We start from the raw sequence: 15,375 nt of genomic DNA on the forward strand, positions 1-15,375 counted from the left end.
CGCAGTACCTCGTCCCGAGCCGGGTCCCGCCGACTCAGAAAGCGCTTGTCCGGACATTGGCAGAAGCGGGTGGAGTCCGTCAATGCTTCGCCTGGACCGCCCCGGTCACGGTTTGGAGTCCACGGGCGACGGCGAGGCGGGTGGCTCCCACCACGGTGCCGCTGTCGCCGAGCGCGCTGCTGACGACCTCGGTGGGCCAGCTCAGCCGGCCGAGCTCGGTCCGAACACCCGGCACGAGCTGCGGGTTCGAGCCGACGGCACCGCCCAGCACGATCAGCCCGGGGTCCAGGACGGCGGCCACGGCGGCGGCCAGCCGTCCGATGTCGGCGGCATGCCCGGCGACCGCGGCACCGGCCGTGCGGTGACCCGCCCCGGCGAGGGCGAACAGCTGCTCGGCGGTCTCGGGGCACGGCTCGTCGTCGTCCTGCCACGCCTCGGCCGTCCGGCGCAGCAGGGAACGTACGCCCATGCGGTCCTCCAGCGCCTCGTGGCGCGGCTCGCGGCCGTCGTCCCACGGGTACGGCAGCCGGGCCACCTCACCGGCGGCCCCGTTCGCGCCGCGCAGGACCTGGCCTCCTACGACGATGCCGAGACCGATGCCCACGCCGATGCGCAGATATCCGAACGTGCGACGGCCGCGGGCCGCGCCCTCGTGCAGTTCGGCGAGGGCGGCGCAGTTGACGTTGTTCTCCAGGTGGACGGGTACGCCCGGCGGCAGTGCGACGGCCATGGCGTCGAAGACGGGGCCGGCCTTCGCGGTCGCGGGCCGCATCCCGCCGCCGTCCCGGTCCAAGGTCGTGACGTCACCGACGGCGACGACGACGGCGCGCAGCGGGGCGTCGTCGGGCAGGGCGTCAAGGACCTTGCGCACGGTGTCGGCGGCGGCGTCGCGGGAGCCGGTGCCCTCGGCCAGCAGGGTGCCGTCCAGGGCGCAGCAGCGCACCTGGGTCTGGGCGGGCCCGAGGTCGACGGCGAGCACGGCGCCGGCGGCGGGCCCGAGCCGGTAGACGGCGGCGGAGCGGCCGGTGGCGCCGGAGGCGGTGCCGGAGTGGGCTGCGAGGTCGGCGGCCTCCAGTTCGGCTACGGCGGCGGAGACGGTCGGCTTAGAAAGGCCCGCACCTGCCGCCAGCTGGGGACGGGTGGCGGTGCCCGCCCCGGCCAGTACCGCGAACACCGCACGCGCGCTCTCGCTCAGGTCCATGGTCTCCCCAGGTCTTGCCGCGGCAGTCGGAACCGCCGAAATGATCGTGCGGCAACGGGAATTCCGTGCCTCTTGACGCACCCTACTTCGTTAGTTAACTTCCTAACGAACTGATGCGGTACTCGCCTGCCGCACTCGGCAACGAAGCCCGTCCCGGGGTTTCCCTACGCTCAACGGCGCGGATCCACGCCGCTCGTCGCGACGTCCGCGCCCGCCCAGGCACGGTTCGCCCGCCGTCGCAGCCGACGCGCAACGACGAAAGAGGATCCGTGCAGGACACTCCCCACTCGCCTCCTGTCGTGGTGGGCATCGACGTGGGCGGCACCAAGACGCACCTGCGCGCGCTCGCGGGGGACGTCATGGTCGCCGACCACGTCCGTACGAGCAGCGGCTGGCGGCCGCACGACCCGGTCGCCGCCGCCGGCTGGCTGGCCGCTCTGGTCGCCGACACCCTGCCGGCCGGCGGGCGCCCCTCGGCCCTCGCGGTCGGCGGGCACGCCTGCGAGACACCCCGCCAGTGCGGCCAGATCCGTACCGCGCTCCAACTCCACTTCGACGCGCCCGCGTCGGTGGTGGGAGATGCCGAACTGCTCGTCCCCGCCGCCGGGTTGGACAAGGGCATCGGGCTGGTCGCCGGCACCGGGTCCGTCGCGGTCGGCCGGCTGACCGACGGCACTGCGGTCCAGGTCGGCGGCTGGGGCGCGGTCCTCGGCGACGAGGGCGGCTCGGCGGGTCTCGTCCGCGAGGCGGCTCGGGCCGTGTGGGCGGCGCACGATCTCGGCGAGGAGCCCGACGCTCTGACGCGCGGGCTTCTCGACGCGTTCGGCGTCGTCGAAGTGCCCGCACTCGGCGCGGCGTTGGAGAGCGCCGAGAGTCCGTCCGCACAGTGGGGCCGGCATGCGCCGATGGTGTTCGCGGCCGCCCGGGCCGGTTCACCGCTCGCCCGTGCGGTGATCGACGAGGGCGGCCGGTCGCTGGCCGCGCTGGTCGGACAACTCGCCTCGCGTGGGGTCCCGGTGGACGACGTCGTGGTAGCCGGCAGCACCATTCTCGCCCAGCCCGTCCTGTACGACGCCTTCGCCGCCGCGCTTGCGGACAGCGTGCCGGGGGCCCGGCCGTGGCGCCTGGAAGTGCCGCCGGTCGAGGGCGCCGTGGCACTCGCCCGTTCACTTGTGTGACAGCTGCCGGACTCCGCGCCCTCCTGAGTCCGACACAACTCGCCCGTAGATCTTCGCTCGTAAGACTCGATCCCCCTGCGTTTCGTGCGTCTCATGTGCACCAGATGTGCACCAGACCGTCGAGTCGATCACTTCGATCTCCTCCCGGCCGTTCGGGCCGATGAACTCGAGAGAGGCACCATGCCGGCATCCGTCGGGCGCCATGCCACCCCGTCCCTCAATAGAAGGCGCTTTCTCCTGACCTCCGCCGGCGGCGGTGCGGCCCTGCTGACCGTCCCTGCCGTCGCCGGCTGGCTCCCCGCCGCGGACGCCAAGGCCGCCACGAAGGCAGCCGCGTTCGTCGACGACTACAAAACCAACGTCGTCGCGAACCTGACGCCCGAGACCAACGCGGTGGTCCGCGTCCTCGGCGGCTTCGCGAAGATGTGGAAGACGGGCGGCGCCTGGAACACCGGCATGCCGCTCATGCCCGACGTGCTGCGCGCCAACATGCGCTACAGCGTCCGCATCACCATCGCGCGCACGGACGCTCAGGCGAAGGAATCGTTCATCATCGACCGTCAGCATCAGAGCTACTCGGTGATCGCCGGGCTCGGTCCGCTTGCCGACCTGTACAAGTCGGGCGCCAGGGCGGTCACATCGATCACCAGCGCTCCGGACGGCACCCCCTCGGGGAAGATCAGCGACGCCGTGCCCGCGGACGCCCCGCCCGGTTCCGCGATCGGCGCGGGATCGTACGACTCGGAGCTCGGCAAGGTGGCCAAGCTGATCGACACCGTGCGCGGCCCTTTCGCCTCCGGCAACCCGGCCAAGTTCGCCTTCCAGTACCCGCGTCCATGGCGGATGAACGAGGAGAGCGAGGTCGTCGACACCGGCACGAAGGACGAGTTCGGCTTTCCCGTCTACGAGTCGAAGGTGGTCGTCGCCCCGCAGCTGCTGCGCCAGCGCGGTGAGAACGCGACCGAGGACGGCGGCTTCCCCAGCGGGCACACCAACGCCCTGCACCTGGCGGCGCTGGCGTACGCCTACGCCGTGCCCGAGCGCTTCCAGGAGCTGGTGACCCGCGCCTTCGAGCTCAGCCACACCCGCATCGTGGCGGGCATGCACTCCACGGTCGACGTCCTCGGCGGCCGCATCATGGCCACCGCCCTGGCCGCCGCCGCCCTCGCCGACCCCGCGAACGCAGACCTCAAGGCCGCCGCCCGCGCGCAGGCCCTGGCGTACTTCAAGGCGCGGACCGGCACCACGGCCGACACGCTCAACGCGTACGCCCACTCGGCCGACCGCGCGACCGACCCGTACGCCGACCGTGACGCCAACGCCCGCACGGTCGAGCCGAAGCTGACCTACGTGCTGCCCCGTCGGGGCCGCGACGAGCCCCTGACCGTGCCGAAGGGCGCGGAGGTGCTGCTGGAGACGCGGCAGCCGTACCTGACCGCGGCCCAGCGCCGCGAGGTGCTGCGCACCACCGCGCTGCCCGGCGGATACGTCCTGCTGGACGGCTTCGAGCAGTGGGGACGGCTCGACCTGTTCACCGCGGCGGACGGTTACGGCGCCTTCGACTCCGACGTGAGCGTCACGCTCGACGCGGCGGCCGGGGGCTTCGGCGCGGCGGACAGCTGGCGCAACGACATCCGCGGCGAGGGCGGCCTGACCAAGCGCGGCACCGGCACGCTCACCCTGACCGGGCACAACCGGTACCACGGCGGCACGGTGGTCGAGGAGGGCGTGCTGGTCGCCGCTTCCGCCAACGCCCTCGGAGAGGGCGACGTGCGGGTGAAGGGCGGCACGCTCCACGCGGACAAGGTGCTGCGGGTGCGCGGCTCGTACGTCCAGGACGGCGCCGCTGCACTGCAGTTGCCGGTCCGCAGGAATCACGGTCCGGCGCTCGAGGTGTCCCGCCGGGTCACGCTGGGCCGGGGCAGCGTGCTGTCGTTGCGCCTCGACGCGGAGCGTCCGCCGGTCGCAGGCACCATGGTGCCCGTCATCGAGGCGTCACAGCTGCGCGGCCAGTTCGACCGCGTGGAGCTGAACTCCCGCACGCTGCGAGCCGTACCCGTCTGCACGACGGATGGTCTGTCGGTACGACTCCTCAGGCGGTAACGCCGTCCCCGGGGCGGGAGCTGGTGCAGAGTGGGCTCATGCGCCGGCTCCGGATCAGCTCCCGCCGCCGCGGGGTCGACGGCGCCGCGGAGCGGAAGATGGCGCTCGAACAGCACTCGGTCCCTGCCTCGGCCCCGGGGGTGCTCTCCGGTGTGCCCAACGGTTCTGCCGGGTCCGACGCCTGCGCCGGTTCCGACGCCAAAACCGGGTCCGATACCAACGCCGGTTCCGATACCAACGCCGGTTCCGATGCCAAAACCGGTTCCGATGCCTCCGGCGTGCAGCCGTCGCGGCTGGCCGGCCGGCGCTGGCTCGTACCGCTCCTCGTGGTCGTGCTGCTCGGCCAGATGGCCATCGCGATGGTGACGACGGCCGTACAGCAGACTCCGACGATCGATGAGCCCGTGTATGTGGGCACGGCGGCCGAGTATCTGCACGAGCACCGACTGACCCACAACCCCGAGCATCCGCCGCTCGGAAAGCTGATCATCGCCGTCGGAGTGGCGGCGGCCGATCCACACGTCGACCACTCCTTCGCCGGCGATCAGGGCCAGTTGGGGCGCCACCTGCTGTACGAGTCGGGCAACGATCCATGGCGGCTGATGCTGTTCGCCCGACTCCCTGTGATCGTTTTGACGCTTTCGTTCGGGTTGATCGTCTTCGCCTTCGCCCGTGAACTGGCCGGTGCCGCGGGCGGTTTGGGGGCGCTCGGTCTGTACACCTTCTCCCCCGACCTCGTCACGCACGGCTCGCTGGCCACGCTGGACGTGCCGGCTGCGGGGTTCGTCCTCACGTCGGTCTGGCTGCTGTGGCGGGCCCGCCGCGGGCCACGTTGGTACCTGCCCCTCGCCGGGGTGGCGCTCGGCGCGGCACTGGCCACGAAGATGAGCACTCTGGCTGCGGTCCCGGTGCTGCTGGCGCTCACGGGACTGTCGCTCTGGTGCGCGAAGTCGCCCTCGCAGCCGCGCCGACGGGCCCTCGGGCGGGTGGCCGCGGGTGCCGGTGTCGTGGCGGTGACCGCCATCGCGGTCGTATGGGCCTCGTACCTGGTGGTCGACCCGCGGCTGCGCTGGACGCCGCAGCAGCCCGTGCCCGTCGTGCACGGGCTGCGCGCACTCGTCATCGATCTGCTGCCGTTCCCGCAGGCCTACGGCGACGGGATGCGGGTCCAGTTCGGCTTCGAGGAGTACCCGTGGCAGGGCTTCCTGTTCGGCCGGCTCTACACCGGCTCGCTCTGGTACTACCTGCCGGCCGCGCTGCTGGTGAAGACGCCGCTCGGCATGCTCGCCCTGTGGGCGGCGGGTGTCGTGGCGGTGGTGGCCGTACGGCGGCTGCGCCCAGCGGCGCCCTACCTGCTGGTGCCCGCCGCCGTGCTGCTCGTCGCGGCCATGCTCGGGTCACGGGACTTCGGCACGCGTTACGCCGTCTTCGTGCCGATGTTCCTGGCGGTGGCGGCGGGTTGCGTGCTCGCGGTGCGGTGGCGGTGGGCGCCGGTCGCGGTGGGGGCGCTGGTGGCGTTCGTCGCGGTCAGCTCGCTGCGCACGTACCCGTACTACCTGCCGTACTCCAATGAGGCGTTCGGCGGTCCGGCGAAGACCCGTCTGCGGCTGCACGACTCGAACGTGGACTGGGGCCAGGACCTGGGCCGGCTCGCGGACCGGCTGGACGAGCGGTACCGGGGGGAACGGATCTGGCTGGTGTACAAGGGCAGCGGGGTGCCGTCCGCCTACGGCGTCCATGCCGCCGATCCGCGCAAGGCACCCGCCCGTGAGGTGCGCGGACTGCTGGTCGTGTCGAACTCCTCGGTCGCCAAGGCGACCGGCCGATTGGCCGAATTGATCGACAGTAGTCGTATGATCGATACGGTCGGCCATTCGATCACCATCTATCGACGGTGAGCGCGGGAGTCATACCAGCCCAGGTCACCACAGTGTGTGAGCTATGTTGAAGCACTGTGGAAGACAAAGGAGCCGCCTCCCTGCCATCGCCGCAGCAGGCACGCGCACAGGCATCCGCCATCACCTCGGGCAAGTCCGCCGGCGAAGCGGAAGCGTCCCCGACTTCCCAGCTCAGGACACTCTTCGACCAGCCCCGGCTGTCCCCCGGACAGCGGCGCATCGCCCAGTATCTGATCGAGCACATCACCGAAGCGGCGTTCCTTTCGATCACCGATCTCGCCGAGCGGGTCGGTGTCAGCCAGCCCTCGGTGACGCGTTTCGCGGCGGCGGTGGGCTTCAGTGGTTACCCCGCGCTACGGGAGAAGCTGCAGTCGATCGCCCTCGGCCATCTCGCCGGGGGCCCCGCGGCCGAGGAGAACGGCGCGAACGAACTGCAGTCCGCCGTGGACGCCGAGATCGACAACCTGGAGAACCTGCGGCGCGACTTCGCCGACCCCGACCAGGTCATCGACATCGGCCGCAAACTGTCCCGGTCGACGCCGCTGACCATCCTCGGACTGCGCATCTCGGCGTCCCTCGCCGAGTACTTCGCCTACGCGGCGCGCCGCGTCCACCCCGACGTGCGGCTGGTGACCCGGGGCGGCAGCGTCGCCTACGACGCGCTGCTGCAGTCGCGCGAGGCGGGCGGCACCTGGGTGCTCGCGTTCTCCATGCCCAGGCACGCCCAGGAGACCCTGACCGCCGTACGGGTCGCCCGCAGCGCCGGACTGCGGGTCGCCCTGATCACCGACCTGGCGCTCGGGCCGGTGGCCGACAACGCCGACGTCGTCTTCGCCACCGGCACCGGCTCCCGGCTGGTCTTCGACTCCTACGCCGCGCCCGGTGTGATGGCCGCTGCGCTGCTGCAGGCCATGACCGACGCCGACCCGGAGCGGACCCAGGCGCGGCTCGAGGACTACGAGCAGATCTCCGACCAGCACCAGTTCTTCCTCCGGGACTGATCCCGCCGCGACCGCCGCCACCAGGACTGATCCTCCGCATCACCCGTCCGTACGGCGCCGCTCCCCCACTTCGCTCGAACCGCACCACACGGGGACCATTCACTTCAAATCACGCATGAATGTTTTCATACGTCTTGCAAAGCGGACGGCATATATAAATACTTCACACGCACCATCCGCCCGCAGAGAGCAGCCGGTCCGTTCATGCGCACGTCACCCCATCCGTCGTGCGACTGCCGTCTGCCCTTCCGGGCTCCTCAACGAACACCCGTTGCCGCCGTCTCCTACCCGCGTCGGCGCGCGGGCTGTTCGGTCGGGCATCGCCTGCGCGAGCGCCCGTGGCGGCGGCCCCGGTCATCCCCTAGGCCGGGGCCGCCCCGACCACGTCGAACACCCCGGACGACGCCGCACACCCGGAAGCGATGATCATGCCCCTGACGACCACGCGCATCACCCCGGACTGGCCGTGCCAGGTCAAGACCCCCGGTTCCTACGACTGGGAACGCTCGGCGGCCAAGTGGCTGCGTGAACTGGTGCCGGCCCGCTACGCCAGCTACCCGGCCCTGATCCGCCACCCCGTGCTGCTCGCCCGCCATGCGCAGATCCAGGTCCAGAACGAGATCCGGGTCGCGCGCACCGCACTGCAGACCGCACGGGCCGACCTGCCCGCCCTCGGCATGCCGGAGGCGGTCATCGAACACACCATCAAGCTCTACGCGGCGGAGGTCATGCAGCTGCAGCACATCGCCCGCAGCGTGCGTGCGGTGTCGCAGGCGCTGGTCGACCACGGGCGCTGACCGGCCGCCCGGCCCTCGCACCGAGGCCCTCGGCCGTGCGGGGGCGTCAGGAGGCATCGGCTGTCGCCGCGCAGGTGACCTCCGCGGACGGGGCACCGGACGCCGAGGTGTCGGCGATGAAGCCGAACTTGACGCTCGCGCCGGGCGCCAGCTTCCCGTTCCAGGACGCGTTGGCGACGGTGGCCGTGCCGTCCCCGGCCGTGGTGAGGGTGCCGTCCCAGACCTGGATGAGGCGGGCGCCTTCGGCCGGTACGACCGTCGCGGTCCAGCCGGCGGCCGAGGACGCGGGCGCGCCGGTCACCGTCACCTCGCCCTGATAGCCGCCCTGCCAGCTGCTGACGGTCCGGAAGGACGCACTGCAGGCGGGAGGGTCACCGGGCTCGTCGGCGCCGGGTGCGCCGTCCGCGCCTGCGCCGGGGGCGGGGGCTGGACGGGTGGGCGCGGCCGACGCTGAGTCTGCGGCGGAAGGTGCCGGATCCTTCGCCGCCGCCCTACCGTCGTCACGGCCGGAGAGCAGGAGCGCCCCGCCGAAGCCGAGGACCGCGGCGGCCGTCACGGCGACCGCGGCGGCCACGCGGCCAAATCCCGGGCCGGGCGCGGGCGGGCCGGGCGCGTCCGGGCCGGGGCGGGCGGCGCTGCCGCGCGGTGCGATCCTCGTGTCCTCGGTGACGGCCGGGAGTTCCTGTGTCGCGTCCTCGGCGCCGGGCTGGGCACCGGGCACGACCACGGTCTCGTAGCCGTTCCTTTCCTGCTCCAGCTCCTTGAACAGCTCAGCGAGCGCGTCGGTGCGGCGCGGGCGCAGGACGCGGATCGGTTCCAGGGCCGGGTCTTCGTCGGGCTGCGCGGGGTCGGGCCGTGTGGGCACGCCGCTCTCCTTCCGTCCCGTCTTCACGGGCTTCGCCAAATCCCCGAGGAGTGATACGGGGTTGCCGTCCCGCCGGTTCAGCGGACGGCGCCACCCGCGCAACAGAACACGCCGAGCGCCTTGCCTGTTCGGCACCTACCCTCCCTTCACCTCCCTCAAATGCTCAATACGATCAATTAGGTATTCACTATTGAGCGTTTGAGCGTTCCCCTGCTAGAAAGCGCCGTCATGACGACTCGTTGGTCACGTCGCGGCTTTCTGGCCGCAAGCACCGGCACCGCTGTCGCGCTCGGCCTGTCCGTCCAGGCGAGCGCCGCGCCTCCGTCCGCCGAACCGGCCGCGGAGGCTGACGAGTTCACCACGCTGCGGGCGAAGTGGCGCGCGCTCATTCTGGGCGAAGGGTTCAGCCCCACCTCGGAACCCTTCAAGAGCCGGCTCGCCGAACTCGGCAGCGCCGCGGGCCAGTGGCGGTCCTCCATGGCCCCGGCGGCCGGCTCGCTCTGGCCGGATCTGGTGTACGCCGATCCGGAGCCCGACACCGATCAGGAGTCGTACGGCTACTCCGGCAACATGAACACCAGTTACAACCGGCTCAACACGCTCGCCCAGGCGTACTCCCAGCAGGGCACCGGCCTGACCGGCAACGCCGGGCTCAGAGACGCGATCCTCACCGGCCTCGCTCACCTCCATTCCGAGGTCTACAACGCGAGCCAGGCCCGCTACGGCAACTGGTACAGCTGGCAGATCGGTGCCCCGCAGGCGCTGCTCGATATCTGTGTGCTGATGTACGACCACCTGTCGGCGGACGGGATCGCCGACTACGCCGCCGCGGTGGACCACTTCGTACCCGACTCGGCGGTCGCCAACTACACCGGCACCAGCACCGGGGCCAACCGCGTCGATCTGTGCCGGGTGCTGGCGCTGCGCGGGATCGTCGGTGCGAACTCCGCCAAGATCGCGCTGGCGCGGGACGCCCTCTCCCCCGTCTTCCCTTACGTGACCAGTGGCGACGGGCTCTACACGGACGGGTCGTTCATCCAGCACACCACGGTGCCGTACACGGGCTCGTACGGCTCGGTGATGCTCGGTGGGCTCGGTTCGCTGTTCGCGCTGCTCGACGGGTCGAGTTGGGAGGTCACCGACGCGAACCGGCAGATCGTGTTCGACGCGGTGGAGCGGGCGTGGGCGCCGTTCCTCTACAACGGGCTGGTGATGGACAGCGTGTCGGGACGGGCGATCAGCCGGGGACTGTCCGCGTCCGACACGAAACAGATCCAGCAGGACGATCACCTCAGGGGTCATCCGATCCTCGCGTCGATCGTTCTGCTCGGTCAGGGAGCGAGTGCCGCGGAGAACGTTCGTTGGCGCGGTCTGGTCAAGGGGTGGCTGCAACGCGACTATTACAGCCCGCCCATGAGCAACCCCACGATCGGTCTCACCGGCCTGGGCCGCCTCAAGTCGGTCCTTGACGACACCTCGATCACTTCGATCGCCGAGCCGACCGGCCACCGGCTGTTCCCCAACATGGCCCGTGCCACGCACCGCAGACCCGGCTGGGCCGCCTCGCTCAGCATGGCCGACCGGCGGATCACGTACTACGAGACCGGCAACGGAGAGAACCTGCACGGCTGGCACACCGGCTCCGGGATGCTCAGTTGGTGGGGTGACACCTTCGGCAACGGCCAGTACAGCGACGCCTTCTGGCCCACGGTCGACCCGTACCGGCTGCCCGGCACGACCACGTCGCGCAAGGCGCTCGCGGACGCGGCCGGCGGCGACTGGGGTGCTTCGCTGCCCGACGTGAACTGGGTCGGCGGGGCCACCGACGGGCAGCGGGCGGCGATCGGGCAGTACCTGAAGGGCCTGCAGTCCACGCTGCTCGCGAAGAAGTCGTGGTTCTTCCTGGACGACACGGTCGTCTGCCTCGGTGCCGGCATCAAATGCACCGACGGCACCACGGTGGAGACGACGGTCGAGAACCGCAACCTCGGCACCACGGGCGGCGCCCCCTTCGTCGTCGACGGCACCGCCAAACCCGCGAGTTACCCCTGGTCGGAGACGCTCACCGGCGCCACCTGGGCGCACATCGGCGGGCACAGCGGCTACGTGTTCCCCGGCGGTGCGAACGTCGAGGCGCTGCGGGACGCGCGAGTCGGTCGGTGGAGCGACATCAACAAGGGCGGCTCCACGACGGCACTCAACCGCAAGTACCTGACCCTGTACGTCGATCACGGCACGAATCCGACCGACGGCCGCTACGCCTATCTGCTCATGCCGGGTGCGACGGCGGCCCAGACCCAGGCCCGCGCCGCCGCCACGACGTGGCTGACCGTCCTCGCCAACACCGACGACCAGCAGGGTGTCGCTGTTCCCTCGATCGGCTTCACCGGCGTCAACTTCTGGTTCGGCGGCACGGTCGGACCCCTCGTCGCGAGCAATCCGTGCTGCGTGATGATCAGTGAGAGGTCCGACGGCACGGCGGTGATCTGCGTCAGCGATCCGATGAGGATGCAGACGAGCCTGACGCTCACCTGGAACAGGGCTGTGTCCGCGGTGGTCTCCAAACCGTCCACGGTGACCGCGGCGACGACCGGTTCGTCACTGCGGCTCACGTTCGGCGACCTGAGCACGACGAAGGGCGCTACGCAGAAGATCATCGTCCGTCAGGGGTGAGCGCGCGGCTCGGGCCGGGCGAGCGCGCGGTCCCGGTCAGCCCTCCGCGGCGAGGAAACGGTGCAGGGACGCCTTCAATGCGACGACGAAGGCGTCCCTGCGCCTGTCGTCCAGAGCGTCCAGGGACAGATAGGGGTTGAGGTCCTCCAGCTCGACCAGCAGCAGTTCGCCGCCCGGCGCACGGCAGGCGTCGACGCGCTGGATGCCGTGGCCGATGCCGTTCCACTCGATGAAGCGCCGGGCGAACTCCAGGTCGCCGTCGGTGGGTTCGTACGGCTCCAACTGCCAGCGCCGGTCGGTGTGCGGCGCGTACAGGGCGTACTGGAAGTCGTGGTCGACGAAGTAGAAGGAGACCTCGTAGGCGAAGTCGACGCACGGCTGGATCAGAACGGTCCCGCCGGCCTCCTCACCCGCACCCGCAGTGACCGGGTCCGAAACGATCCTCAGCCCGATCGAGTCGGCACCGAGCTTGGGCTTGACGACATACCGATCGGACTCGGGCAGCAGGTGCAGGTCCTCGCGGCGGTCCACGGTCGGGATGACCGGGTACCCGGCGGCCGTCAGATCGAGCAGGTACTGCTTGCCCGCCATGTCCGCCTTGCCCGACAGCGGGTTGTAGACCCGCGTCCCCTCGGCGACAGCACGCCGGCGGAACTCGTCGTACGCGTCCTGGTGGCCCAGTACCGGACCGCTGTTGCGGACGACGACCGCGTCGAACGCATCCATGAGCGCGGCCGCGTCCCGGGGGTGGCACAGGGCGAGGTCGAAGTCCTCGCGCAGCCGTGAGGTGAGGAAGATGTCCTCGTCGCAGTAGCGCCGCCCGCGTGCCTGGTAGGCCAGGTCGGTGACGTACAGGAGGCGGGGTCGGGCGGGTGACATGCGGTGCTCCTCGGCTGCGGCGGCAGCCGATCGTAAGCGGACCGGCCGTCACCGAACAAACGTCGGGCCGGTCCGGATCACAGCCCTGCTGCCCACAGTTCCTCCCTCCCGATTCCCTCGAGGCCCCGCCGCACGGTGCGCCGAGGACCGGCGCCGATGGGCGCGTACGACGGCACGGCGAGCACCCGGCAACCCGCCGCCTCGGCCGCGGCGACGCCCGTGGGCGAGTCCTCGACGGCCAGACAGGCCGCGGGGTCCACCCACAGGGCCCGGGCGGCGGCGAGGTAGGGGTCGGCGGCGGGCTTGCCGCGCGGTGTCTCGCCCTCGGCGACCGTGGTACCGAATCTGTCGGCGCCCAGCGTCTTCAGTACCGCGTCCATGACCGGCCGCGACGACGCCGAGACGAGCGCCGTCGGGATGCCCGACTCCTGGAGCAGATCAAGCAGTGCGAGGGCCCCGGGGAGCGGGGCGGCTTCGCGCCGGACGGCCGTCAGGAAGCGGTCCTCCAGGTCCGCGGCGAGCGGCTGCGGGTCGTCGCCGCAGGTCAGGGGCAGGAGGCGGGCGGCGGCCTCGGCGGCCGAACGGCCCAGGACGTCGAAAAGGTCGTCGGTGCCGATCCGGGGCACGGCCTCGCGCACCGTGCGCAGCCACAGCGACTCGGTGTCGACGAGTGTGCCGTCCATGTCGAGGATCACGGCGTGTGGCGCGGCGGCAAAGGGTCGGCCGTCGAGGGTCCAGTGCCGGTCGGGGTGCCGGCCGAGCGCGGCGAACACCTGGGCCGCGACATCGGCATGCCGTAGCGGACGCGGCGCCGGGCCGATCCCCGGGCCGGCGGCGACCAGCCATGCCGTGCGCTCCTCGGACGTACGGCCGCCATGGCCGCCGGCGTCGACATGGCCGTGGTCGGTCACGACGAGAAACGTCCACTGTTCGTCGGCGTACGACGGCCGGGAGCGTACGGCGGCGAGCAGTCGGCCGAGGCGGGCGTCGGCGCGGCGGATCGAGGCCTCGTACGCCTCGCCGCAGCCCAGGAAGTGTGCGGTCTCGTCGGGTGCGCCGAGGTAGACGAACGACGCCACGACGTCGTCGGCGACTTCGGCTCCCGCCACGGCTACGGCTCCCGCTTCGGCTTCGGCACCGGCATCGGCATCGGCATCGGCATCGGCATCGGCCAGCACGCGTACCGCCGTCTCGGTGATCTGCTCGTCGCAGTGTTCCCAGGCTTCGGGCGTGTCGGCCGTGGGAGAGATGTACGCGCTTCTGGACGGGGCGCGGTAGAGGGGGCCTCCGTGGTGTGCCTGCAACAGGGGCTGCCAGCCGGCGGCGACGAAGGTGCGGCGGCCGTCCTGGACGGCGAGACGGGTGGCGAAGTCGGGGAAGACGTCGAGGCGGTTGCCGGTGAAGTCATTGCTCCACACGCCGTGTTTGGCGACCGTGACGCCGGTGACGACGGTCGCCCAGCAGGGGCCGGACATGGTGGGCGTGTCGGCGTCCACCTCGATCGGGGCGAGAAAGCCTTCCGCTGCCAGGGCGTCGAGGTGCGGGGTGGGAAGACGGTTCAGTGTGTCCAGGCGTACGCCGTCGATGCCGACGACGAGGACGCGGTGCGCGGCGTCGTGCACGGAAGGTCCTTTCCCTGACTGGTGGTTGACGGGCCGACGGGCTTGGTGGGCTTGGTGGGATTTGCGAGCTTTGTGGACTTTGTTGGCTTACCGGATCGGTCGGGCTCGGTCGGCTTCGATAAACCGTTCAAGCGGAGCGGGTCAGCTCGTCCGGCACGACCGCGTGCGCGAAGGGCAGACCCTGTGCGTACCGCGCGACCTCCTCGACGGCCCAGTCGGTCATCCGGCCGAGTTCGTTGCCGAGGGACCCCGCGATGTGCGGGGTCAGCAGCACGTTGGGCAACGAGTACAGCGGCGAGTCCGCAGGCAGTACGTCGGGTTCGGTGACGTCGAGGACGGCGTGGATGCGGCCGGTGACCAGGTGGGCGGTGAGGGCGTCGGTGTCGACGAGCCGGCCGCGGGCGGTGTTGATGAGAGTGGCGCCGTCCTTCATCAGGGCGATGCGTCGGGCGTCGAACATGTGCTGTGTCTCGGGCAGTTGGGGTGCGTGGACGGAGACCACGTCGCTGCGCCGGACGAGTTCGTCGAGGCTGACCTGCGCCGCGCCGAGGGCGTGCGCCTCCTTCGGGTCCAAGTACGGGTCGTGGAGGAGGACGTCGAGGTCGAACGGGCGCAGCAGGTCGAGGACCCGGCGGCCGATACGGGAGGCGCCGACGATGCCGACGGTGCGGCGGTAGTTGCCGTAGCCGGTGTAGTACGACAACAGGTCGGGCTGGGTCCGGGCGGCGGCGTAGGCGCGGGAGGCGTCGAGGACGCGTTTGCCCGCGAACAGGATGGCGGCGAGGGTGAATTCGGCGACGGGCACGGCGTTCGCGGCGGCGGCCGAGGAGACGGCGATGCCATGGCGCCAGACGGTGTCGGTGATGTGGTGTTTGACGGAGCCCGCCGCGTGGACGACCGCGCGCAGTCGGGGCATGCGGCGCAGCGCGTCCTCGGTGAGCGAGGGGGCGCCCCAGTGAGTGAAGAGCACTTCGGTGCGGGCGAGTTGGCGGGGATCAGCCGTGGTGAAGTCGGTGACGATGGCCGTGGTGTCGACGCGGGCGACGGATTCGAGGCGGTCCAGGGCGTTGTCGGCGAGGAGTTGGGTGTGGATGCCGGCTCCCATGGCCAGCACGGTGTGAGGTCGGCGCATGCTGTTCAGGAGGGTTCCTTCCGGAG

General features: G+C 71.2%; 11 protein-coding genes. 6 read left to right on the forward strand and 5 right to left on the reverse strand.

What is annotated here, in order from left to right:
• Positions 1–79: 79 nt before the first annotated feature.
• Positions 80–1,201, reverse strand: coding sequence for an ROK family protein (locus ACFY5C_RS37220; RefSeq protein WP_389453453.1), 1,122 nt, complete (start codon positions 1,199–1,201; stop codon positions 80–82).
• 269 nt (positions 1,202–1,470) lie between these two features.
• Between ACFY5C_RS37220 and ACFY5C_RS37225 the strand changes: the two genes are divergently transcribed.
• The 5 genes from ACFY5C_RS37225 to ACFY5C_RS37245 all read left to right on the forward strand — a co-directional run bounded on the left by ACFY5C_RS37225 (position 1,471) and on the right by ACFY5C_RS37245 (position 8,178).
• Complete coding sequence (locus tag ACFY5C_RS37225) at positions 1,471–2,379, forward strand: N-acetylglucosamine kinase (protein ID WP_389453456.1); 909 nt, start codon at positions 1,471–1,473, stop codon at positions 2,377–2,379.
• Positions 2,380–2,559: 180 nt separating this feature from the next.
• The gene (locus ACFY5C_RS37230) at positions 2,560–4,482 is read left to right on the forward strand and encodes a phosphatase PAP2 family protein (protein WP_389453459.1); all 1,923 of its coding nucleotides are present in this window, start codon (positions 2,560–2,562) and stop codon (positions 4,480–4,482) included.
• Between the two features lie 347 nt (positions 4,483–4,829).
• Positions 4,830–6,380: a phospholipid carrier-dependent glycosyltransferase gene (locus ACFY5C_RS37235; protein ID WP_389453566.1), complete on the forward strand. Its 1,551-nt coding sequence runs from the start codon at positions 4,830–4,832 to the stop codon at positions 6,378–6,380.
• Positions 6,381–6,460: 80 nt separating this feature from the next.
• Positions 6,461–7,381, forward strand: a complete 921-nt coding sequence (locus ACFY5C_RS37240) for a MurR/RpiR family transcriptional regulator (RefSeq protein WP_389453569.1) — start codon at positions 6,461–6,463, stop codon at positions 7,379–7,381.
• A 422-nt stretch (positions 7,382–7,803) separates the two neighbouring features.
• Positions 7,804–8,178, forward strand: a complete 375-nt coding sequence (locus ACFY5C_RS37245; protein WP_383601764.1) for a hypothetical protein — start codon at positions 7,804–7,806, stop codon at positions 8,176–8,178.
• 46 nt (positions 8,179–8,224) lie between these two features.
• Here the strand turns inward: ACFY5C_RS37245 and ACFY5C_RS37250 are convergent, their stop codons facing one another.
• On the reverse strand, positions 8,225–9,043 hold the full coding sequence (locus ACFY5C_RS37250) for a cellulose binding domain-containing protein (RefSeq protein WP_389453463.1): 819 nt from the start codon (positions 9,041–9,043) through the stop codon (positions 8,225–8,227).
• Between the two features lie 228 nt (positions 9,044–9,271).
• Here ACFY5C_RS37250 and ACFY5C_RS37255 point away from each other — a divergent pair, with 228 nt between their 5' ends.
• The gene (locus tag ACFY5C_RS37255; RefSeq protein ID WP_389453466.1) at positions 9,272–11,716 is read left to right on the forward strand and encodes a polysaccharide lyase 8 family protein; all 2,445 of its coding nucleotides are present in this window, start codon (positions 9,272–9,274) and stop codon (positions 11,714–11,716) included.
• A 36-nt stretch (positions 11,717–11,752) separates the two neighbouring features.
• On the opposite strand, the gene ACFY5C_RS37260 is transcribed toward ACFY5C_RS37255, so the two are convergent.
• The 3 genes from ACFY5C_RS37260 to ACFY5C_RS37270 all read right to left on the reverse strand — a co-directional run bounded on the left by ACFY5C_RS37260 (position 11,753) and on the right by ACFY5C_RS37270 (position 15,349).
• A complete protein-coding gene (locus ACFY5C_RS37260) occupies positions 11,753–12,595 on the reverse strand; it encodes a hypothetical protein (RefSeq protein ID WP_389453469.1) in 843 nt (280 codons plus the stop codon).
• A gap of 77 nt (positions 12,596–12,672) precedes the next feature.
• A complete protein-coding gene (locus tag ACFY5C_RS37265) occupies positions 12,673–14,217 on the reverse strand; it encodes an HAD-IA family hydrolase (protein ID WP_389453472.1) in 1,545 nt (514 codons plus the stop codon).
• 127 nt (positions 14,218–14,344) lie between these two features.
• Complete coding sequence (locus ACFY5C_RS37270; RefSeq protein ID WP_389453475.1) at positions 14,345–15,349, reverse strand: hydroxyacid dehydrogenase; 1,005 nt, start codon at positions 15,347–15,349, stop codon at positions 14,345–14,347.
• Positions 15,350–15,375: the final 26 nt, after the last annotated feature.

Source organism: Streptomyces sp. NPDC012935 (genome assembly GCF_042900345.1).
Classification (GTDB): Bacteria; Actinomycetota; Actinomycetes; order Streptomycetales; family Streptomycetaceae; genus Streptomyces.

What these genes read in the sequence shown, in the direction of transcription:
- ACFY5C_RS37220 (WP_389453453.1), bottom strand. Translation starts at nt 1,201, where the DNA reads ATGGACCTGAGCGAGAGCGCGCGTGCGGTGTTCGCGGTACTGGCCGGG.
- ACFY5C_RS37230 (WP_389453459.1), top strand. Translation starts at nt 2,560, where the DNA reads ATGCCGGCATCCGTCGGGCGCCATGCCACCCCGTCCCTCAATAGAAGG.
- ACFY5C_RS37235 (WP_389453566.1), top strand. Translation starts at nt 4,830, where the DNA reads ATGGCCATCGCGATGGTGACGACGGCCGTACAGCAGACTCCGACGATC.
- ACFY5C_RS37245 (WP_383601764.1), top strand. Translation starts at nt 7,804, where the DNA reads ATGATCATGCCCCTGACGACCACGCGCATCACCCCGGACTGGCCGTGC.
- ACFY5C_RS37255 (WP_389453466.1), top strand. Translation starts at nt 9,272, where the DNA reads ATGACGACTCGTTGGTCACGTCGCGGCTTTCTGGCCGCAAGCACCGGC.
- ACFY5C_RS37260 (WP_389453469.1), bottom strand. Translation starts at nt 12,595, where the DNA reads ATGTCACCCGCCCGACCCCGCCTCCTGTACGTCACCGACCTGGCCTAC.
- ACFY5C_RS37270 (WP_389453475.1), bottom strand. Translation starts at nt 15,349, where the DNA reads ATGCGCCGACCTCACACCGTGCTGGCCATGGGAGCCGGCATCCACACC.